General features: G+C 71.5%; 24 protein-coding genes. 12 read left to right on the top strand and 12 right to left on the bottom strand.

Annotated features, from left to right (window positions below; all coding sequences use genetic code 11):
- Position 1: 1 nt before the first annotated feature.
- The 5 genes from AC1DXT_RS15130 to AC1DXT_RS15110 form a co-directional block, all read right to left on the bottom strand.
- Complete coding sequence (locus tag AC1DXT_RS15130; RefSeq protein WP_477062124.1) at positions 2-274, bottom strand: metal-sensitive transcriptional regulator; 273 nt, start codon at positions 272-274, stop codon at positions 2-4.
- Between the two features lie 68 nt (positions 275-342).
- Positions 343-738 (bottom strand): DUF302 domain-containing protein, encoded by a 396-nt coding sequence (locus AC1DXT_RS15125; protein ID WP_477062123.1) that lies wholly within the window; start codon positions 736-738, stop codon positions 343-345.
- Positions 735-1,115 (bottom strand): thioredoxin, encoded by a 381-nt coding sequence (trxA, locus tag AC1DXT_RS15120; RefSeq protein WP_477062122.1) that lies wholly within the window; start codon positions 1,113-1,115, stop codon positions 735-737. The genes AC1DXT_RS15125 and trxA overlap by 4 nt, the downstream gene beginning before the upstream one ends.
- Before the next feature lie 169 nt (positions 1,116-1,284).
- On the bottom strand, positions 1,285-1,650 hold the full coding sequence (locus AC1DXT_RS15115; RefSeq protein ID WP_477062121.1) for a rhodanese-like domain-containing protein: 366 nt from the start codon (positions 1,648-1,650) through the stop codon (positions 1,285-1,287).
- A gap of 20 nt (positions 1,651-1,670) precedes the next feature.
- Positions 1,671-3,362 carry an FAD-dependent oxidoreductase gene (locus AC1DXT_RS15110; RefSeq protein WP_477062120.1) on the bottom strand — a complete coding sequence of 564 codons (1,692 nt, stop codon included), beginning with the start codon at positions 3,360-3,362 and terminating at the stop codon, positions 1,671-1,673.
- Between the two features lie 186 nt (positions 3,363-3,548).
- Between AC1DXT_RS15110 and AC1DXT_RS15105 the strand changes: the two genes are divergently transcribed.
- The 3 genes from AC1DXT_RS15105 (at position 3,549) to nhaA (ending at position 6,007) form a co-directional block, all read left to right on the top strand.
- Entirely contained in the window at positions 3,549-4,418 is an 870-nt protein-coding gene (locus AC1DXT_RS15105) for an alpha/beta fold hydrolase (RefSeq protein ID WP_477062119.1), read from the top strand.
- Positions 4,419-4,448: 30 nt separating this feature from the next.
- The gene (locus AC1DXT_RS15100) at positions 4,449-4,586 is read left to right on the top strand and encodes a hypothetical protein (RefSeq protein WP_477062118.1); all 138 of its coding nucleotides are present in this window, start codon (positions 4,449-4,451) and stop codon (positions 4,584-4,586) included.
- 110 nt (positions 4,587-4,696) lie between these two features.
- Positions 4,697-6,007: a Na+/H+ antiporter NhaA gene (gene nhaA, locus AC1DXT_RS15095; RefSeq protein WP_477062117.1), complete on the top strand. Its 1,311-nt coding sequence runs from the start codon at positions 4,697-4,699 to the stop codon at positions 6,005-6,007.
- Between the two features lie 64 nt (positions 6,008-6,071).
- Here the strand turns inward: nhaA and AC1DXT_RS15090 are convergent, their stop codons facing one another.
- From AC1DXT_RS15090 to AC1DXT_RS15080, 3 genes are read right to left on the bottom strand one after another with little or no spacing between them, the layout of a single operon-like run.
- Entirely contained in the window at positions 6,072-6,845 is a 774-nt protein-coding gene (locus AC1DXT_RS15090; RefSeq protein WP_477062116.1) for an ABC transporter permease, read from the bottom strand.
- Positions 6,842-7,597 carry an ABC transporter ATP-binding protein gene (locus AC1DXT_RS15085; RefSeq protein WP_477062115.1) on the bottom strand — a complete coding sequence of 252 codons (756 nt, stop codon included), beginning with the start codon at positions 7,595-7,597 and terminating at the stop codon, positions 6,842-6,844. Before AC1DXT_RS15085 ends, AC1DXT_RS15090 begins: the two co-directional genes overlap by 4 nt.
- The gene (locus tag AC1DXT_RS15080; RefSeq protein WP_477062114.1) at positions 7,594-8,184 is read right to left on the bottom strand and encodes a TetR/AcrR family transcriptional regulator; all 591 of its coding nucleotides are present in this window, start codon (positions 8,182-8,184) and stop codon (positions 7,594-7,596) included. The genes AC1DXT_RS15085 and AC1DXT_RS15080 overlap by 4 nt, the downstream gene beginning before the upstream one ends.
- A gap of 364 nt (positions 8,185-8,548) precedes the next feature.
- On the opposite strand from AC1DXT_RS15080, the gene AC1DXT_RS15075 reads away from it, so the two are divergent.
- From AC1DXT_RS15075 to AC1DXT_RS15065, 3 genes are all read left to right on the top strand, one after another.
- Positions 8,549-9,883 carry a hypothetical protein gene (locus AC1DXT_RS15075; RefSeq protein WP_477062113.1) on the top strand — a complete coding sequence of 445 codons (1,335 nt, stop codon included), beginning with the start codon at positions 8,549-8,551 and terminating at the stop codon, positions 9,881-9,883.
- Between the two features lie 69 nt (positions 9,884-9,952).
- Positions 9,953-11,116 carry a molybdopterin-dependent oxidoreductase gene (locus AC1DXT_RS15070; protein WP_477062112.1) on the top strand — a complete coding sequence of 388 codons (1,164 nt, stop codon included), beginning with the start codon at positions 9,953-9,955 and terminating at the stop codon, positions 11,114-11,116.
- Positions 11,113-11,583 carry a hypothetical protein gene (locus tag AC1DXT_RS15065; protein ID WP_477062111.1) on the top strand — a complete coding sequence of 157 codons (471 nt, stop codon included), beginning with the start codon at positions 11,113-11,115 and terminating at the stop codon, positions 11,581-11,583. The genes AC1DXT_RS15070 and AC1DXT_RS15065 overlap by 4 nt, the downstream gene beginning before the upstream one ends.
- Before the next feature lie 7 nt (positions 11,584-11,590).
- Here AC1DXT_RS15065 and AC1DXT_RS15060 read toward each other — a convergent pair whose 3' ends face one another.
- Genes AC1DXT_RS15060 through AC1DXT_RS15050 form a run of 3 tightly spaced genes read right to left on the bottom strand, consistent with a single transcriptional unit; the run spans position 11,591 to position 13,535 of the window.
- Positions 11,591-12,220, bottom strand: coding sequence for a class I SAM-dependent methyltransferase (locus tag AC1DXT_RS15060; RefSeq protein ID WP_477062110.1), 630 nt, complete (start codon positions 12,218-12,220; stop codon positions 11,591-11,593).
- A complete protein-coding gene (locus AC1DXT_RS15055) occupies positions 12,220-12,876 on the bottom strand; it encodes a TIGR04282 family arsenosugar biosynthesis glycosyltransferase (RefSeq protein ID WP_477062109.1) in 657 nt (218 codons plus the stop codon). Before AC1DXT_RS15055 ends, AC1DXT_RS15060 begins: the two co-directional genes overlap by 1 nt.
- Positions 12,873-13,535 carry a glycosyltransferase family 2 protein gene (locus AC1DXT_RS15050; RefSeq protein ID WP_477062108.1) on the bottom strand — a complete coding sequence of 221 codons (663 nt, stop codon included), beginning with the start codon at positions 13,533-13,535 and terminating at the stop codon, positions 12,873-12,875. Before AC1DXT_RS15050 ends, AC1DXT_RS15055 begins: the two co-directional genes overlap by 4 nt.
- 135 nt (positions 13,536-13,670) lie before the next feature.
- Here AC1DXT_RS15050 and AC1DXT_RS15045 point away from each other — a divergent pair, with 135 nt between their 5' ends.
- Together AC1DXT_RS15045 and AC1DXT_RS15040 are read left to right on the top strand one after the other, a co-directional pair.
- Complete coding sequence (locus AC1DXT_RS15045; protein WP_477062107.1) at positions 13,671-14,390, top strand: response regulator transcription factor; 720 nt, start codon at positions 13,671-13,673, stop codon at positions 14,388-14,390.
- Complete coding sequence (locus tag AC1DXT_RS15040; RefSeq protein WP_477062106.1) at positions 14,387-15,535, top strand: sensor histidine kinase; 1,149 nt, start codon at positions 14,387-14,389, stop codon at positions 15,533-15,535. Before AC1DXT_RS15045 ends, AC1DXT_RS15040 begins: the two co-directional genes overlap by 4 nt.
- A gap of 10 nt (positions 15,536-15,545) precedes the next feature.
- On the opposite strand, the gene AC1DXT_RS15035 is transcribed toward AC1DXT_RS15040, so the two are convergent.
- Entirely contained in the window at positions 15,546-16,604 is a 1,059-nt protein-coding gene (locus AC1DXT_RS15035) for an NAD-dependent epimerase/dehydratase family protein (RefSeq protein ID WP_477062105.1), read from the bottom strand.
- A gap of 65 nt (positions 16,605-16,669) precedes the next feature.
- Here AC1DXT_RS15035 and AC1DXT_RS15030 point away from each other — a divergent pair, with 65 nt between their 5' ends.
- From AC1DXT_RS15030 to AC1DXT_RS15015, 4 genes are all read left to right on the top strand, one after another.
- Positions 16,670-17,479 (top strand): S-methyl-5'-thioadenosine phosphorylase, encoded by an 810-nt coding sequence (locus AC1DXT_RS15030; protein ID WP_477062104.1) that lies wholly within the window; start codon positions 16,670-16,672, stop codon positions 17,477-17,479.
- 25 nt (positions 17,480-17,504) lie between these two features.
- Positions 17,505-17,768, top strand: coding sequence for a hypothetical protein (locus AC1DXT_RS15025; protein WP_477062103.1), 264 nt, complete (start codon positions 17,505-17,507; stop codon positions 17,766-17,768).
- A gap of 102 nt (positions 17,769-17,870) precedes the next feature.
- Positions 17,871-18,887 carry a TIGR00341 family protein gene (locus tag AC1DXT_RS15020; protein ID WP_477062102.1) on the top strand — a complete coding sequence of 339 codons (1,017 nt, stop codon included), beginning with the start codon at positions 17,871-17,873 and terminating at the stop codon, positions 18,885-18,887.
- A gap of 405 nt (positions 18,888-19,292) precedes the next feature.
- Positions 19,293-19,502: a hypothetical protein gene (locus AC1DXT_RS15015; protein WP_477062101.1), complete on the top strand. Its 210-nt coding sequence runs from the start codon at positions 19,293-19,295 to the stop codon at positions 19,500-19,502.
- Positions 19,503-19,545: the final 43 nt, after the last annotated feature.

Genomic DNA, 19,545 nt, shown 5'->3' with positions numbered 1-19,545 from the left:
GTCAGGCGAGGGACAGAAACAGCTTTTCGAGCTTCTGCACGTCGAGCGTGCCGGTCTGGCCGTCCGGCTCCGTCGGGGTCAGGCACTGACGCATGCCCGAAGCGATGATCGCGAAGCCTGCGCGGTCCAGGGCGCGAGAGACCGCGGACAGCTGCATGACGATGTCCTCGCAGTCGCGACCCTCGTCGAGCATGCGGACGACGGCGGCGAGCTGGCCCTGGGCGCGCTTGAGCCGGTTGGACACCTTGGACATCTCGTCCTTGTCCAGCTCCATGGCGGGACCTCCTTCGTCGCGGGCGAGCCAGGATACCCCGGGAGGTACTGGGCCGATGGTGGTCGACGTCATGACGTGGAGACGGCGGCGAGGGCTGCCCGGAGGCGTGTGCCGGCGTCTCGCGCGACCCGCTGGAGGGCGTCGTTGCCGCTGAGCTGGACGAGCACGTCGGGGTCGACGGCCTCGACGACCGTCCGACCGTTGTCGCCAGCACGGACGACGACGTTGCAGGGCAAGAGCAGGCCGATCTGGGGTTCGGTTCCCAGAGCCTCGTTCGCGAGCACCGGGTTGCAGGCGCCGAGGATGATCTGGGGCGCGATGTCGACGTCGAGCTTGGCCTTGAGGGTGGCGGCCAGGTCGATCTCGGTGAGCACACCGAAGCCCTGCGCCGCGAGTGCCTCGCGGACAGCCGTGAGCGCGTCAGCGAACGGACGCTCGGTGGTCGTGCTGAGGGCGTAGCTCATGGCTGGGTCACCGATCCGTCCCGGTGCTCGGCGATCTCTCGACGGACGGCGTCCATGTCGAGGGCCTTGATCGCGCCGATGATCTCCTCGAGCGCCGCGGCGGGCAGGGCGCCGGGCTCGGAGTAGAGCAGGATGCCCTCGCGGAACGCCATGAGGGTCGGGATCGACGTGATCCCGGCCTGGCCGGCGAGCTCGCGCTCTGCCTCGGTGTCCACCTTCGCGAAGACCACGTCGGGATGCTGCGCCGACGCGTTCTCGAAGATGGGGGCGAACATCCGGCACGGGCCGCACCAGGCGGCCCAGAAGTCGACCAGGACGATGTCGTTCTCGTGGATCGTGTCCGCGAAAGCGGCGCCGGTCAGGGTGAGGGTGGACAACGGCACTCCTTCAGGAGTCGTGGGTGGTCAGCGGCAGGTGCACTGCTGGGCGCGGGGGACGTCGGCCATGACGGCGTCGACGTGCATGCCGCAGCCGGACCAGGTGACCTTGCCGCAGGCGGAACAACGGGCGGGCGAGCACATGGGGGTTCTCCTTCGTCGGGGTGGGTCAGCGGCGGACGGGACCGCCGGCGGACTGCCAGGCGCCGATCCCGCCGGACAGGCTCGTGGCGTCGAAGCCGAGCTTGCGCAGGTGCTTGGCGGCGCTGCGCGAGCGCATGCCTGAGGCGCACATCACCACGACGGGCGTGTCCTGCTTCAGGCGTCGGGGGGCGTTGTCGATCTCGCCGAGAGGTACGTGCACGGCCTGCGGCGCATGGCCGCTGTTCCACTCGGACCGCTCGCGCACGTCGAGCAGGGCTGCCCCGTCCCGGACGAGCTCGAGCGCCCGGGCGGCGCCGATCGTGGGCCGCAGGGTGTCGTCGTCGCCTTCGGTGCGGCCGAACAGTCGGCGCAGGCTGCTGCTGAGAGACATAGGACTTCTCCTTCTGAGGGTCAGGGGACGAGATCGGGGCGGACGGCCGTGAGAGTGAGCCAGCCGCCGGACAGGTTTCGGGCGTCGAGTCCAGCGGCGAGCAGGACGCGGGTGGCGATGTGCGAGCGGACGCCCGAGGCGCAGTGCACGCTGACCCGGCGACCCGCGGCAGCGGTGCGGACCTCGTCGAGGCGGCCGCGCAGCTCGGTGTGCGGGATGTGCAGCGCGCCCTTGAGGTGTCCGCGGTCGAACTCGGCCTGTGAGCGGACGTCCAGGACGAGGGTGTCGGCCAGGACGTCGTCGAGCTCGCTCGCGTGCCACTGCGGCGTGGTGCCGTCGAGGACGTTCTGGGCGACGAACCCGAGCATGTTCACGGGGTCCTTCGCCGACCCGTAGGGCGGCGCGTAGGCCAGCTCCAGCTCGGCAAGGTCGTCCGCGGTCATCTCGGCGCGCAGCGCGGTGGCCAGCACGTCGATGCGCTTGTCGACGCCGTCGCGCCCGACGGCCTGGGCGCCGAGCAGTCGCCCGTCGGGGGCGAAGGACGCCACGAGGTGGATCTGTTCGGCGCCGGGGAAGTAGCCGGCGTGGTGTCCGGGGTGGATGCGGACCACCTCGTGCGCGATGCCGGCACGGGTGAGCGTCAGCTGGCTCGCGCCGGTGACTGCCGCGGTGAGCCCGAACACGCGCACGATCGCGGTGCCCAGGACGGCTGCCTGCGGGGTCGTGCGCCGACCCAGCATCGAGTCGGCGGCTCGCCGTCCCTGGCGGTTGGCGGGGCTGGCCAGCGGCACGGGGCCGACCGTCCCTGTGACGGCGTGCACCACCTCGACCGCGTCGCCGACCGCCCAGATGTGCGGGTCGGAGGTCCGCTGGTCCTCGTCGACGCGGATGGCACCGTGGCGCCCCAGCGCGAGACCGGCGTCACGTGCCAGCCCGCTCGCGGGACGCACGCCCACGTTGACCAGCACCAGGTCGGCGCTGAGCTCCGTGCCGTCGGACAGGACGACGCTCAGCGCGGTGTCCGAACCGGGGTTGAGGGCCCGTGCCGAGACGCCGAGGTAGAGACCGACGTCGTGTGCCCTCAGCTCGTCGGCCAGCAGCGGTGCCAGCTCGGCGTCCAGGGGCGGCAGGACGTGGTCGGCCAGCTCGACCACGTCGACCTCGAGGCCGCGGGCGACCAGGGCCTCGACCGCCTCCAGGCCGATGAATCCGGCGCCCACGACGACCGCCCGCGGGCGCTCGGTCCGCTCGCCGACGAGCCTGCGGACGTGCTCCTCGACGGCGTCGAGGTCGGGGATGGTCCGCAACGCGTGCACGGCCGGGTGGTCCAGGCCGTCGATCGGGGGGCGGACGGCGACCGCGCCGGGGGAGAGCAGCAGGGCGTCGTACGCGAGGTCGTAGCTGTCCGCGCCGGCCGCGACCGAGACCGTCCGCGCGGCCCGGTCGATCGCGGTCACGCGGTGACCGGTCCGCACGTCGAGCGCGAGGGCGGCACCCAGCGATTCCGGAGTGTGCAGCAGGAGATCGTCCCGTCGCTCGATCTCGCCGGACAGGTGGTACGGCAGCCCGCAGTTGGCGAACGAGACGTAGTCCGACTGCTCCAGCACGACGATCTGGGCTCGCTCATCCAGGCGCCGGGCGCGAGCGGCGGCGCTCATGCCGCCGGCGACGCCGCCGACGATGACGATCCTGCGAGGTTCGGTCGTGTTCATGGGTCGACGATACCCCGGGGGGTATCGAGATGCCAACTCGTGGGTGAGTCCGCTGGCTAGCTCGCGGGGCACCCTCGCGCAGCCTTCGCCGGGCAAGATCGGCGGGATAGGGCAGAAGGTCCCGCGGGTGCGGGCGCCTCCGACGGAGGCTGACATCCCGAGATGAGTTCCGCGTAGGGTCTCCGGGTGCGCGCGACCAGAGTGGTCGAGACCCGGCTCGGTCCGGTGGAGGTCATGCACGTGCCCGGTGACAGGCCGCCGGTGCTCTTCTTCCCCGGCGGGCACTGTTCGGCCGCAGTCGACTGCGGCTGGAGCGTGTACGCCTCGCTCGGCTACGGGGTGCTGTCCTTCTCGCGACCCGGGTACGGGCTGACCGACGTCGGCAGACTCACTGCGCAGGAGTTCGTGCCGGCCGTGACGGACTGCTGCGAGCGGTTGACGGTCGACGAGACCTCGGGAGCCGTCGGAGTCTCCTTCGGTGGCCTGCAAGCCATACAGGTTGCCGTGGCCCAACCAGACCTGGTCCCACGCCTGTTCCTGCACTCCTGCGCGCCCTCTACCCATGCATACCCCGACACCCGTCGCGAGGCGCTGATGGGGCCGATCGCGTTTGCACCCGGCACGCAACGGCTTGTCTGGGCGGCAATCGCGCGGCTGGTCGGCTCGGAGGGCGGATTGCGACGCATGGTGGGGACGCTGTCGATGAGGCCCCCCGAAGACTGGTGGTCCTCCTGGTCAACCGCGGATCGGGACAGTGCACGCGAGCTGTTCGGCTCGATGAGCTCCGGATCAGGATTCGTGAACGACCTGCGCCAGGGGCGCGACGGGCGATCTGCCTATCGCCGACTGTTTCAGGCCAGGGTCTCTTGCCCGACTCTGGTGACGGCGTCCCGGGGCGATGCCGGGGTCGCATTCAGGCATGCTGAGGACCTCGCACGGACGATCCCGACCGCGACGCTCGTCGAGCTCGACTCGCCGAGCCACCTGTTCTGGATCGGGCCCGCCCGCGATGAGGTCGCCCGAGCCGTCAGGACGTTCGTCGCAGCCGAGCTGTGACGCAACCCGGCACCCGGGGTCATCGGCGGTGTGGTCGCCGCGAGGTCGCCACGCGTCGCCATCCAGGACGCCATCACCGCCCAGTACGCGGCGAAGGGCAAGAACGTCACCATCGTCGGGCTCACCTCCGACAGCGCGGTGCGACTGGCGGGCACCTGGGCGCCGTGAACCAACGGGCGCGCGGCGTCCTCGGCGGAGATCGCCCAGTACGCTTGCCGAGGTGCGCCGGGAAGTCTGGTCGGCAACGTCCTTGACGACTCCAGACAAAGGTTGACTTCGTGCCCACTCCCGATCGCTCCGCCCGACTACTGTCTCGGGGAACGTGGCCTGAGGCGCAGCGGATCGGCCAGATCCTGCGCAAGGAGACCGTCGGGGGAGCCCTCCTGCTGGTGGCCGCCGTTGTGGCGTTGGTCTGGGCCAACTCGCCGTGGGTCGATGCCTACGAGGCACTTCAGGCGTTCACGTTCGGGCCTGCTGCACTGCACCTCGATCTCACGGTGGAAGCGTGGGCCTCGGACGGGTTGTTGGCGATCTTCTTCTTCGTCGCCGGGCTCGAGCTGAAGAGGGAGTTCGTCGCGGGGGATCTGCGTGACCCCCGTCGCGCCGCAGTGCCGATCGCGGCAGCGGTCGGTGGCGTGATTGTCCCCGCGGTGCTCTACACCGTGGTGAACGCAAGCGCGACGGACGGCGCACTCGAGGGCTGGGCGATCCCGACCGCGACGGACATCGCGTTCGCGCTCGCCGTGCTTGCCGTGATCGGACGGCACCTGCCGGCGGCGCTGCGCACATTCCTGCTCACGCTCGCCGTGGTCGATGACCTGCTCGCGATCGTCATCATCGCCATCTTCTACACCGAGCAGCTCGCGATCGCGCCGCTGCTGGGGGCCTTCGTGCCGCTCGCCCTCTTCGCGGTTCTGGTGCAGCGCCGAGTCAGGTCATGGTGGCTCCTGCTCCCGCTGGCCGCCGCCACCTGGACGCTGGTGCACGCCTCGGGGGTCCACGCCACGGTCGCCGGGGTGCTGCTCGCCTTCGTCGTACCCGTGGTGCGGAGCGACCGTGCCGGCGGACCGGGTGCCGGGCCCGGGTTGGCTGAGCACTTCGAGCACCGGTTCCGCCCGCTGTCGTCCGGCGTCGCGGTGCCCGTCTTCGCCCTCATGGCCGCCGGGGTGACCTTGGGCGGGCTCGACGGTGCGCGGGCGGCCGCCGCGGACCCGATCGCCATAGGGATCGTCCTCGGGCTCGTGCTGGGCAAACCGCTCGGGATCCTCGCCGCGACCTGGCTGGTCGCTCGGTTCACCCGCGCTGACCTCGATTCCGACCTGACGTGGATCGACGTGCTCGGCCTGGCGATCCTCGGTGGGATCGGCTTCACCGTGTCGCTACTCATCGGCGACCTGGCCTTCGGCGCGGGCAGCGAGCAGGACGACCACGTCAAGGTCGCGATCCTCGTCGGATCCCTTACTGCGGCCCTGCTTGCCGCGGTCGTGCTCGCGAGCCGAAACGGCACGTATCGACGCCTCCAGGCGGCCGAGCTCGCCGACGACGATCACGACGGGATTCCGGACGCCTATCAGCCACGCGAGTCCTGAGCCCAGCACGCCGCACCGCTCAGAACCTGCGGGGGGGCAGCGCGTCTTCGCCCGTCAGTCGAAGTCACACCAGCTGCAGCCGTGACCACGTCTTGACGGTGGCCATGCAGGCCACGACGCCGACCCCCAGAACTAGCAGGACTCCGATCGCGCTCACCTCGGTGGCCGCCTGGTCGCCCCCGGCGCCCACCAGCAGTGAGGGCACCGCCCAGGGGAACCATGCCCCGCCGCCCAACAGGACGACGACCTGGCTGACCATGATCACGCCCAGCAGTGCGCCCACCGCCGGCAGGTATCCCCGTCCTACGGTTGCCACCCACGCGAAGGGCAGCGCCAGCCAGGCGCTCGCGACGCCGGCGAGCACGCCGGCCCCGAGTGCCTGCAGATCGTGGGCGTCCGGGACGCCCATTCCCACGGCCATACCTCCGGCGAGCGCCACCAGGGCCGCCGCAGCGGCGGTGCCCGACGAGACGAGCATCACCGATCCGAGCTTGGCGGCCGCGATCCGCGACGGCGGCGTCGGCAGGGCCAGCAGCTGGCCGAGCGTCCGGTCGGAGTACTCCCGGCCGCAGGTCCATGCGGCGACCACGCCGGTGCCCAGCAGCCAGAGCACGGCCACCACCTGGCCGAACGCACCGCTCACCGCCGTCCACCCGACGCCGTCGATCATCGTGGCGATCTTCGCCCCGGCGAGGGAGCCGTCCGCGGTTCCCTGCTCGGTGAGGATGGCTGCGCCGACCGAGAAGAGTGCCGCCACCGCTGCCATCGCGGCGAACGCGGTGCGGGTCACCGGCGACCGGGACATCTTGAGCATCTCGACCGTCCATGCGGCGCTCATGCGCGGTCCTCATCGTGCGGAGCAGGCAGCGGCGCCAGCAGTGTCTCGTCGTCGATGCCGTCGGCTCGGGCCGCCATCGCGAACAGCAGCACCTCCAGGTCCGGTGCGTGCGGATCGAGGGAGCCGATCACCCGGCCGCGGTGGAGCACCGTGATGCGGTCGGCGATGCGGGCGAGCTCGTCGAGGTGATGGCTGGACACGAGCACCGCGCACTTGTGCGTCCGTGCACGCTCGAGGAGGAGCCGTCGCACGGCCAGCACGCCTGCAGGGTCCAGGGCGTTGGTCGGCTCATCGAGCACGAGCAGCCGCGGGCGATGCACGATCGCTGTCGCCAGACCGAGGCGCTGTCGGTTACCCAGCGACAGTCCGCCTGCTCGCCGAGTCATCAGCCCGGAGATCCCCACCACGTCCGCAGCCTCGGCCACGGCTTGTCGCACGACGGCGCGGGGCACGGCCCGAAGGAGGGCCGCGGCGCGGAGGTTCTGCTCCACGGTGAGCTCGGAGTAGGCGGCGGGCAGGTCGATGAGGTGCCCGATCACCGCACCGGTTGCCGCAGACCCGGCGCTCAGAGTGATCTCCCCGGCATCGGGGCGCAGGACGCCGACGAGCATGCGCAGCAACGTCGTCTTGCCCGAGCCGTTCATCCCGACGAGGGCATGCACCTCACCGGCGCGAACCTCCAGGTCGACGCCGTCGACCGCCGTCAGACGGCCGAACCGTCGCACGAGGCCCGTGGCGCGCAGCGACGTCATGGCCGCGGTGCCAGGACGTGGAGGGCCGTCGCGAGCGCATCGGCCAGCCGCGCGCCATCAGCCGACGGCTCGGAGGCTCCCCAGTGCAGCAGACCCGACGTCATCGCGCCGAGCACGGCCCCGACCGACGCCTCCGCGACGACCGGCTCGACGTCCTGCGCGACGAGAACCGCGACGATTGCGTCTTGCGTCTTCGCCATGTTCTCCCAGATCCGTGCGCGCAGGGACGGGACGCCGGTCGCCAGACGAAGCCGCTGCCGCGACCGCGCGTCGAACTCCTCGGACCTCAGGTCGGCCAGCGTGCTGAGTAGGCCGAGCCGGACGCGCTCGAGCGCTGGAAGGTCCCGCGGCTGCGAGCTGACCGCCTCTGCCAGGAGGGGGTCGTACGGGTCGTCCAGGACCACGTCCTCCTTCGTCGGAAAGTTCCGGAAGAACGTCATGTGGGACACGCCCGCCGCTGCTGCGATCTCCGCGACGGTCGTCCGTTCATAACCCTGCTCCTCGAACAGGCGCAGGGCGTGCGCCTGGAGCGACCGACGGGTCTCGGCCGCGCGCGAGGATGCGGTCGAAGCGGACTGCGATGCCATAGCGCCATGTTAGTTACTAACTAACCATCTGCACCAGCGCAATTGCCTTCCACGGTGCATCCGACAGTTGTCGCGACCGCATCCGACTGGACGTGAGTTCACAACCACGCGTTCCCGATCAGCGGCGCACCCTCGCCTCACGACGGACTGCTCGCGGCCTCCCCGATCCTCGTCTCACGTTGGCTGTTCTGTCGTACTTCACGCTGGGGTACCGGTCGACAGGGCACCCCGGAATCTTCGCGGTCGAGAGCCTCAGCTCAGGCGGAGTACGTCCTCGGCGGCCCAGATGGAACGCCGAGCCTGCGCCGGTCGCCGTCATCCGACCGTCATGTCGCCCACGATCACGCCGTGCCAGGGTGAACGCGTGGGACCACGCGCGTCAGGCACCGCCGCAGCAGCGCGGACAGCACCGGTGGTCGTCACGCGACGAGCGGTGCTCGCGGTCGCACTGTGGCTGGTGGGGCTCGGCGCTCTCTGGGCTGCGGGACTCGCCTTGGCAGACCGCGGTGCGGTCGTCACCTACGGGAGCGCTCCGCCGTTCATCGGGTATCTGCACGGTCGCGTGTCGGTCGGCACCGTCCTCGCCGTGATCGTCGCCGGGCTCGTCGTCCTCCATGGACCTCGCTTCGCGGGCACGGCAGGCTGGCGCCTCGTTCTCCTCGCCGGGTGGGCAGCGTCGACCGCGTTCGCGGTGCTCCTGGCGGTGACGGACGGCTTCGCCGCGATCGCCGCACCGCTGACCGACGAGAAGGACTATCTGGCGGTCGTGCCGTTGGTGGCCCAAGACCCGGGGGAGTTCCTGCGCACCTTCACCGATCGCGCTCTGATGTACCCGGTGCACGTGCGCGGCCACCCGCCAGGCATGGCGTTGCTGCTCGGCGGGCTCGACCGGCTGGGCCTGGGCGGCGAGTGGTGGATGGCGGCGCTCGTGCTGCTGGCGGGAACGAGCTCGTTGGTGGCAGTGGGCATCACGGTGCGGGCGCTCGCGGGCCCGCACGGTGAGGAGGCCGTGCGCCGCGCGCTGCCCGCCGCGGTGCTCGCACCGTCAGCGCTGTGGCTGGCGACGTCGGCCGACGCGTTCTTCGCGGGGGTGCTGGCCTGGGGCGTCGCCCTGCTCGCCGTCGCCTCCACCCGGGACGGACGGTCATGGCCGTGGGCGCTCGCGGCGGGACTGGTCTTGAGCCTGTGCCCGTTCCTGTCCTACGGCTTGCTGCCGATGGGCGCGCTCGCCCTGGTCGTCGGGATCGTCACCCGGCGGTGGACTCCCACAGTCGTGGCCGGCATTGTCGTCCTGGCCTCGGTGGCCTCTTGGGGCGCGGCCGGGTTCTGGCTCCCGGACGGCATCGCCGTCACCCACCTGGCGTCCACCCTGGGTCGAGCAGCGGAGCGGCCGTATCTCTACTTCCTCGTCGCCGACCTAGTCCTGCTCGGCGCCCTCGTCGGGCCGGCAGGCGTCGGAGGGCTCGTTGGCCTGCGTTCCCTGCCGCGAGCGGTCCAGCTCCTCGTGGTCGTGGCGCTGGGTGCCGCGCTCCTCGGTGCCGTGTCCGGGGTGGAGCGCGGGGAGGTGGAACGCATCTGGCTGCCTCTGGCGTGCTGGGTGCTGCCGGTCGCGGCCACGGTCGCGGACCGGCGGGGATGGCTTGTCGCGCAGGCGGCCACGACGATCGCGCTCCAGGTCGTGCTGGTCTCGCCCTGGTGAGGAGCACCGTCAGGTAGCCGTCATCGCCGGTCCGGGTCCGGCCGGCCACGGCCGACCTAGGGTCGGAGCGTGGCCCGCACCCGGCTCAGCGACCTGCGGCGGAAGCCGCCGGACCAGGCGGACTTCCGGTCACCGGTGCACGACCCGCGCGTCGTGGCCCGGGTCGGAGTCCTGCTGGCCGCGGCGATCGGCACGGCATTCGTCACGGGGCTGCTGTCCCACCTGCACCAGCAGCCCGTCGCCTGGGTCCCGTTCACGCCGCTGCCGGTCTGGGGATACCGGCTGAGCCAGGGCGTGCACGTCGCTGCAGGTCTGGCCGCACTGCCCCTGCTCCTGGCCAAGCTGTACGCCGTCTATCCCGCCCTGTTCCAGCGTCCACGGCTGCGCGGACCGCTGCACCTGCTGGAGCGAGGGTCAGTGGCCGTGCTCGTCGCCACTGCGATCTTCCAGCTGGTCACCGGGCTTCTCAACATCTTCCAGTGGTACCCGTGGTCGTTCTCCTTCGTGCGAGTCCACTTTGCGGTCGCCTGGGTGCTGGTGGGGTCGATCGTCATCCACGTCGCGGTCAAGCTGCCGACCATCGCGGCTGCGCTGCGGCATCCAGTCGGTCAGGAGGCGGAGGGCGAGCACGACGGGCCCACGCGGCGCGGGTTCCTGGCGGGCATCGCTCTGACGGTCCTTGGCCTGACGGCGCTGACCGTGGGGCAGACGGTGACACCACTGTCCGGGGCAGCGGTCCTCTCGCCCCGCCAGTCCGGAGTCGGCGTTCAGGGCGTGCCGGTGAACCGCACGGCCGGGAGCGCGGGCGTGCTCGATCGTGCGACCGACCCTGCATGGCGGCTCACCGTCCGTGGCCCTGGCGGGACCCTCCGGCTCTCGCGGGCCGACCTGGAGGCGATGCGTCAGGTCACGGTCGTTCTCCCGATCGCCTGCGTGGAGGGCTGGAGCACGACCGCGACGTGGCAGGGGGTCCGGGTCGTCGATCTCATCGCCGCGGTGAGCGACCGGGAGGATGCCGACGTCCGGTTCGTGAGCCTGCAGGAAGCCGGCTCGTACAACGAGTCCGTGCTGCCCGGTGCCTACGCTCGGCACCCCGACAGCGTCGTCGCACTCCGGCTCGGTGGTGAACCGCTGCACGTTGACCACGGGTATCCGGCGAGGTTGATCGCGCCGAACCGGCCGGGCGTCCTGCAGACCAAGTGGCTCGACCGCATCGAGGTCGTGGAGGCATGAGCGAGACCTGGTCGACCGGGCGCCTGGCCCTGCTGGGCGCCGGGGTGGTGCTGGTCGGTGTCGGCGTGGTCGTCGGGCTGACGTCCGTGCCGCAGGGCCAGTGGCCGTCCGTGCTGCTCTGGTTGGCCGGCGGGGTCGCGGTGCACGACGCGGTGCTGGCACCGGCGGCGGTGGTCCTCGGCGCGCTCGTCCTGCCGCGAGTGCCGGTGGGCTGGCGTCCGGCGCTGCGGGCCGGGGCTCTGGGTGCGGTCGTCCTCGCGATCTTTGCGGTCGTCATCGTCGTGGCCTCCGGCATGCGCCGTGACCCGTCCGTGGTCCCTGTGCCGCTGACGACCTCCGTCGTCGTCGCCACGGCGGTCCTGGTTCTCGCCGTCCTGGTGGGCGCGGCCGCCGGCGCAGCACGCGCCCGGCCGCGTGGACCCGAACCTGCCGATCCCGACCTCCTCCCGCGCGAGGACACCGACTGACGACCCCTCAGAGCGCCCGCAGCGCGACGACAGTCCGACCCTGCAGGCGCCACTGCTCCAGGACGGCGAACCCGCACCTCGGAGCGAGCCGGACGAGCGCGTGCACGCCCGTCCGCGCCCACGGCATGGGGCGACTGGTTCGCCCGTCGGCACGGCGCAGGGTCAACGGCGAGGTGTCGTCGGCGTCGTCGTCGACGTCGGTCTCCACCAGGACCAGGCCGTGGGGACCGACCAGCGCCCGGCACCGGTCGAGCAGTGCCGCCGGGTCGCCGCCGATGCCGATGTTCCCGTCGGCGAGCAGGACCGTGCCCCACCGTCCTTCGGCGGGGAGGTGGTGCTCCACGGCACGCCGTAGGACGGTCGCCCCGCGCCGGCGCGCGTGCTGGACGGCACGGGCGGAGATGTCGATGCCCAGGGCCGGGACGCCGCGTGCGTTGAGGGCGGCGACGAGCCGGCCCGGGCCGCAGCCGACGTCCAGAACAGGAGGCTCGCACCGCGCCAGCATCAGGTCGTCGATGGCGTCCGGCTCGTGCGTCCAGCGCGCCACGGCGAGGGTGACGATGCCGCCCGAACCCAGTGCGACGACTGGCTCTCCGTCGAGCGCAGCCTCGTAGAGCATCATCGGGTGCGGACGCATCAGCGCGTCGCCCCGTCGTCAGTGAGGCGGCGCCACGCGGCAGCGAACTGCGTCCAGGGAGCGTCGAGGGCGACGGCGCGCGCGTCGGCGGGTACGTCGACGTCGCGGAGCCGGGGGAGGAGGCGCACTCGGAGCCCGAGGTCCCGGAGCCGACGGAGCTGGGCCCCGCCGGTCCGGCCCGTCGACATCGGGACACCGTCGAAGACGCGGTCGTCCGCCTCTCGCAACCCGATGGCCCAGTAGCCTCCGTCATCGGTCAGGCCGAGGACGGCGTCGGCATCGGCGAAGTCGGCCGCCGCGAGGTGCACCCCGAGCTGAGGGGTGTCCATCCCGACCAGCAGGGCGGGGGAGTGCCCTGTGCGTTCGAGCACGCCACGGAAGGCTGCGGCCAACCTGATACCGAGGTCGCCCGACGGCTGCGCCACCACGTCGAAGCCCGGCGGGAGCCACGGGCCGGGATCTCCGTCCAGAGCGACGACCCTGTGGGTCGCCGAGGTCGAGGACATCGCAGCGAGGGTGTCCTCGAGCGCGGCCTGAGCCAGGGTCGCCGCGTCGTGCGGGCTGAATGCGCTGTGCAGCCGGGTCTTGACGCGTCCGGCGACAGGCGCCTTGGCGAGCAGCACGACAGCCTGGGCGGGCTCGGCCGGGGCAGTCATGACGCCAGCACCGCAGACATGTCGCGCACCGCGCGGACCACGCCCAGCGGGGTGCCGGTCACCTTGGAGCGACCCGTCCGGAGCTCGTAGTCGACGTCGACCTCGCTGATCCGCCAGCCGTCGTCGGCCGAGCGGACGACCATCTCCAGCGGGTAGCCCGAGCGTCGGTCGTGCAGGTCGAGCGCTAGCAGAGCCGCCCGGCGGGCCGCCCGCATCGGCCCGAGATCCGCCAGGCGCAGCCCGGTCCGACGTTCCAGCCGGCGGACGAGGACCTTGTTCGCGACGCGCAGGTGCCAGGGCCAGGCGGCCGCCGACGTGGGCCGCCGCCGCCCCAGGACGAGGTCGGCCCCCTCGCGCAGCGGGTCGAGCACCCGGACCAGCTGTCGCGGGTCGAGGCTGCCGTCGGCGTCCATGAACGCCACGACGTCGGCGGTGGCGGCGAGCAGGCCGGCGTGACAGGCGGCCCCGAACCCGCGACGTTCCTCCCGGACTACGTGAGCGCCGAGCTCGCGTGCGACCTTGGCAGTGCCGTCGGTCGACCCGTTGTCGACGACGATCGCGCGCACGCCCGGCGGCACCCGCGGGAGGAGCCACGCGAGCGCGGCCGCCTCGTCGAGGCAGGGCAGCACCAGGTCCACCGTCGGGTCTCCACCAGTCACCCGCCCAACGCTATGAGGGCTCCGCCGAGTGGCGGGCTCGGCCGGGATGACCGTTCGATGACGGATCCGCCCCACAGGGCGTCCAGGACCGGTTCGGGTCCGCTGCACATCGGGACGCGGACTAGCGTGACCACCATGCCCAGTGTGCTGGTGGTCGACGACGAGGAGCTCGTGGCGCGCAGCGTGGCCGCGTACCTGGAGGCAGACGGCGTGCGGACCAGCGTCGCAGGCGACGCGCGTGAGGGCGAACGCATCTGGCGGGAGACCCGGCCCGACGCCGTCGTGCTCGACGTGCGGCTCCCCGGCGCCTCGGGGCTTGACCTGCTGCGCCGCATGCGGTCCGACGCCGACCGGACCCCAGTGGTCCTGCTCTCCGGCCTCGGCAGCGTGGACGACCGGATCATCGGACTCGAGTTCGGTGCCGACGACTACCTCACCAAGCCGTTCAGCCCGCGTGAGCTCGTCCTGCGCGTGCACGCCTTGCTGCGGCGGGGTGACATCCATCCCGGTGACGGCTTGCGATCGGTCACCGTCGGTCCCCTGACGCTGGATCCGTCCACCCGTTCGGTGTCCTTGGCCGGGTCTGAGCAGGTGCTGGCCCCGCGCGAGTTCGACCTGCTTCTCTTCCTCGCGCAGCACGCAGGGTCGACGTTCGGCACGCGTGAGCTGCTGCGTCGGGTATGGGGCTGGGACTTCGGCGACGACTCGACGGTCGTGGTGCACGTTCGTCGCCTCCGCAGGAAGTTCGAGCCCGACCCGTCGGAGCCGATGCTGCTCACGACCGTTCGCGGAACCGGCTACCGGCTCGGCACGGCCGACGAGCTGACTGCGTCGCTAGCCGAGGCCTCGAGATGAGCCGGGACCTCTGGTTCATCGCCGGCATGACCACACTGTGTGCCGCCGGTGTCGGGGTCGTCGGCGCGCTCGTCGTCAACCGGGTCCGCCGCGTCTCCCTCGTCGCGGCGATGGTGGTCACGGCCCTTGTTCCGGTCGCCGTCGTCGCGCTGGCGATCTGGGTGAATGTCGGCGCGATGTTCCTGTCGGAGCACGACGCGGCAGTCGCTCGCCTCGTTCTGGGACTCTCCTCACTCCCCGCTGTTGTGCTCGCGGTGCTGCTCGGGCGTTTCGTGCTTGCCGACGTCCGTGCAGTTGGTGCGCAGGCCCGCGGCCTGGCGACCGAGGCGAGCCTCCCGGCGGCGTCCCCCGTGACGGCCGAGCTCGCGGAGCTCTCGTCCGAGCTGGCGAGGACCCGTGTGCGCCTCGAGGCGTCGCGGGAGCGGGAGCGTGCCCTGGAGTCCGCTCGCAGGCAGGTCGTGGCGTTCGTCAGTCATGACCTGAAGTCGCCGCTGTCCGGCGTCGGCGCGACGATCGAGGGGCTGAAGGATGGGGTGATCACGGACACCGACACCGCCTACTTCGGCATCGGGGCCGCCGTAGAGCGGATGGGGCGGATGATCGACGACCTCACCGATCTGTCGAGCCCCGACGGGCCGGCGCCGGCCCGGCCGCCACAAACAGTGGAGCTGAGCGCAGTCCTGACCGACGTGCTCGCCCACTCGGCGCCCGCGGCCGTCGCCCAGGACGTTGTCCTGATCGCCAACGTCCAGCCTGGGCTGGAGGTCGTCGGCCTCCCCGACGAGCTCGCCCGGGTTCTCGACAATCTTGTCGGCAATGCCGTGCGGAGCAGCGGACGAGGCGGCACCGTGCGCGTCGCCGGCTACCGGCACGACGGTCAGGTGCGCGTCGCCGTCGAGGACACCTGCGGGGGGATCCCGGCCGAAGAGCGCGCGCACGTGTTCGAGGAGGGGTTCCAGGGTGGCGGGGTCCATGGCGCACACCGGCGGGAGACTGGGTCGAGGGGGCTCGGGTTGGCCATCGTCGGGACCGTCGTCGCGGCACACGGCGGTCGGGTGGACGTCGAGCCGACCGACGCAGGATGCCTGTTCGAGGTCCGGCTCCCGGCGCAGGGAGAGACCACCGCCACCGTTCTCCAGGACTGACCGCAGCTGATCAGCAGGTCGCCAGACCGGCGCGGAGCCCGATCTGCGCCGACCAGCCCAGCACCTGCGCGGCCCGGTCCGACGAGGCGGTCACGTGCCTGACGTCACCGATCCGGAACTCTCCGGTGACGACCGGCGCTGGCCCGTCGAGGGCGTCCGCCAGCGCCTCCGCCAGTCCGCCGACGGTCGTCACCGCGCCGGAGCCGACGTTGAGCGGGACGACGAGCCCGGGACCGGCGTCTGCCGTGGTGGCCGCGACCACAGCCTGGGCGACGTCGTCCACGTGCACGAAGTCCCGACGCTGGGCGCCGTCCTCGAACACGCGCGGCGCGCGTCCCGAGGCGAGCGCCGACCGGAACAGGGAGGCCACCCCGGCGTACGGCGTGTTGCGGGGCATCCCCGGTCCGTAGACGTTGTGGAACCGCAACGCGAACGCGCCGCCGGCCGTCTCTCGCGCCCAGGCCCGGAGCAGGTGCTCGCCATGGACCTTCGTCGCGGCATAGACGTTGCGCGGATCGAGCGGTGCATCCTCGGTCACCACCGCGGGAACCAGCACGGCGTCGCACCGCGGGCAGCGGGGATCGAAGACGCCCGCCTCGAGGTCCGCCAGACGCCGAGGCCCCGGACCGACGCGGCCGTGCTCCGGGCAGTCATAGGCGCCCTCCCCGTAGACCACCATCGAGCTGGCGAACACGACGCGACCCACGCCGGCGCGGTGCGCAGCGCGCAGGAGGGTGGCCGTGCCCAGGTCGTTGGCGGAGACGTAGTCGACGATGTCGTCGACGTCGACACCGAGGCCCACCTTCGCTGCCAGGTGCACGACGACGTCTGCGCCCCGGACCGCCGGCACGAGAGTGTCCTCGTCCCGCACGTCGCCCAACACCAGGCGCGCCCCAGGCAACGCTGTGACTTCTCCCGGTCGGGAAGCCGGCCGCACCAGGTCGAGGACAGTCACGTCGTGTCCGTCCGCCATGAGCCGCTCAACCGTGGGTCGGCCGATGAACCCGGCTCCGCCGGTGACGAGGATGCGCACCCGCCCAGCATGCCCGGGCTCCGAGACCCGGGGCATGACGAGAGGCTGACGGATCGTGGAGAACCAGGTGGACGTCACGGCCGCCCGTTACCGTCGATCGCATGGCAAGCAGCGCGTCGCCCGTCGGCATCATCGGAGGCTCCGGCCTCTACCGTCTCCTCGACGACGCGGAGCCGGTGCCGGTGCTCACACCGTTCGGCGAACCCAGCGATCCTCCGCTGGTCGGCCAGTTCGGGAGCCGGCGAGTGGTGTTCCTCCCGCGCCACGGTGCGGACCACCGGTTCCCTCCGCACCGCGTGAACTACCGGGCCAACCTGTGGGCGCTGCGGATGCTCGGGGTGCGGCGCATCCTGGCCCCGTCAGCAGTGGGCGCCCTGCGTCCCGACCTTGCTCCGGGCACGCTCGCCGTGCCGGACCAGCTGGTCGACCGCACCTGGGGGCGGCCGCACACGTTCTACGACGACGTCGGGGCGGTCGTGCACGTCGGGCTCGCGGACCCTTACTGCCCCCAGGGCCGCGAGACCGTCCGGGCGCTACCCGACCCAGCGATGCAGGTGGTCGACGGCGGCACGATGATCGTGATCCAGGGCCCTCGCTTCTCCACGCGTGCCGAGTCGCGCAGCAATGCCGCGGCCGGCGGCACCGTCGTCGGGATGACCGGCATGCCCGAGGCGGCGCTCGCCCGAGAACTAGCCATGTGCTACACCAGCCTCGCCGTGGTGACCGACGCGGACGCCGGCGTCGAGGCGTCCGGCGCAGTGTCGCACCAGGCGGTCCTGGAAGAGTTCGCGCGGAGTGTGGACCGCCTGCGGATCCTTCTCGGGCAGCTCGTCGCGGCAGTGCCGCTGGACGACGAGTGCACCTGCGCGCACGCCCTCGACGGACTGACGCTGCCGTTCGAGCTCCCGTGACGGACGGGCGGTCGACAGTCGCGATGTGAGCATCGTCGAGAACGGGGCGAACGGCGGGTCGAGTGGCGGAAGGTCGTCGTCGCGCTCCTGTCGCGCGCAGGCGCTACCCGACAACCAACGTGGAGACAACTACACGGTGCTCACCGTGGCGTCTGCCTCGGTGCTGTACTTCACGGCGATCTCCGAGCGGATGCGGACACCGCGAGGGCGCAGTGTCCGGCCGGGACTTGGCATCGTTCTCCTCGTTGCTGCGGCGGCTCTCCAGGTGAAACTCCCCAAGCTCATCTGACCGCGTTGCAGGACCGATCGCCTCGTCGTGCCAGTTCTCGCGGCGAGGGACGACCGGCATGTCGCGGCAGGCCGGATGCTCCGCCGCTGCAAGCATGCGGGGATGGGGTGGAACCTGCTGCGGCTTGTGCTTCCCGACAGCCAGCGTCGGAGCAATGACGACCTCACGGCCGATCTCGACCTGTCGGCGGGCGAGGTGTCGGCCAAACGTTCGGCCTTCTGGACGATGCTCTTCCTGAGCGCCGTCATCGCGACCGCTGGAGTGCTGGCCGACTCCACCGCAACGGTCATCGGAGCCATGATCATCGCGCCGCTGTCGACCCCGATCATGGGTCTTGCTCTGGGACTGGCCAAGGGTGCGCCCCGCGCAAGCCTGCACTCCGCATGGAACGTGCTCCTTGGTGTTGCCCTCGTCGTGGCGGTCGGCGTGGTGTTCTCCCTCGTCGTGCCCACGTCGTTCGACCTTCTGTCGAACGAGCAGATCGCGTCCCGCACCTCACCCGGTCTGCTCGACCTGATCGCAGCTGTCGCCACAGGGTTCGCCGGCGCGATCGCGCTGGCCCGCCGCGACGTCGCAGCGGTCCTGCCGGGCGTGGCGATCGCCATCTCGCTCGTTCCTCCGCTGGCCGTCGTCGGCGTGTGCCTGGGGGACAGCGCGCCGAGCCTGGCGGGTGGCGCGTTCTTGCTGTTCCTCTCGAACGCCGTCGCACTGATCCTGGCGGGAACGCTCGTGTTCGCCACCACCGGATACGGCGTCGCCCCCGCGGGCCAGGGCGGCCGATCGAGGCGACGCACGTATGGGACGATCACCGCGGTGCTGGCGATCGTCGCGCTGCCGCTCGTGGGCAACACCGTTCTCGCCTACCAGATCGCGCTGGAGACGCAGCGCGTCGAGCAGGCGACAGCTGCCTGGCTGGCGGACGTCACCGGATCGACCGTCACGCAGGTGTCATACAGCGGGTCTCAGATCGAGATCGACGTCAGCGCACCGGAAGAGCTGCCCGACCCGGACGTCCTCATGCGTTCGCTCGAGGGGGCGGTGCCGAGCGGCACCCCTGTGATCCTCGTTACGAGCTTCGGTGAGCGCGAAGATCTGGGCTCGGTCGGTCCGGCAGACTGACGCCGGAGCGGGGACCGGGACCGGGACCAGCAATCGGGCGTGCGTCCAAGCTTCGCGACGATGCCACAGGGCTACATCGCCTGTGTCGCGAGGTGGTGTGCGCCAACGTGGTGGAGTGCGCACATTGCTCGGCCAGCTCGGCGAGGCTCTCTGCCGCTGGACGAGGAGTGCACCTGCCGGCAAGCACTCGACGGCCTGACGCTGCCCTTCGAGTTCCCTGACACGTGGACCGTGACTTACAGGCTAAGTCTGGCCGGGCTGCGGACCGGCTGGGGCGCCTGTAAGTCATCTGTCTACTGATCGCGGCAGCCATCGCGCGATGTCTGGAGTGACCTGGCGAGCGTGTGATGAGTCTGTCTATCGATGGTCCCGACGATGGCAGCACCGAGAGACGGGAGTACGCCCATGTCCAACGACGTCCACGCAGAGCTGTTCGCGGCCCCGCCGAGACTGGCGCGACGCCGGCCAGCGGGGGAGATGCGCGTCATCAACGTCACGGTGCAGTCCGATGAGCGCCTCCTTCTGACAGTGGCCGAAGCCGCCGCCAGGCTCGGCATCGGCCGCACCTTCATGTATCAGCTGCTGGCCGCGGGGGAGGTGTCTCACCAGGCCTGAGGTCTTGATCGGTGGGGCCAGTTCCCCGAGGCCCGCCCGGGCG

This window comes from Cellulomonas sp. P1_G12_2 (assembly GCF_056405535.1).
This window is presented reverse-complemented; position numbering and strand designations above follow the sequence as displayed.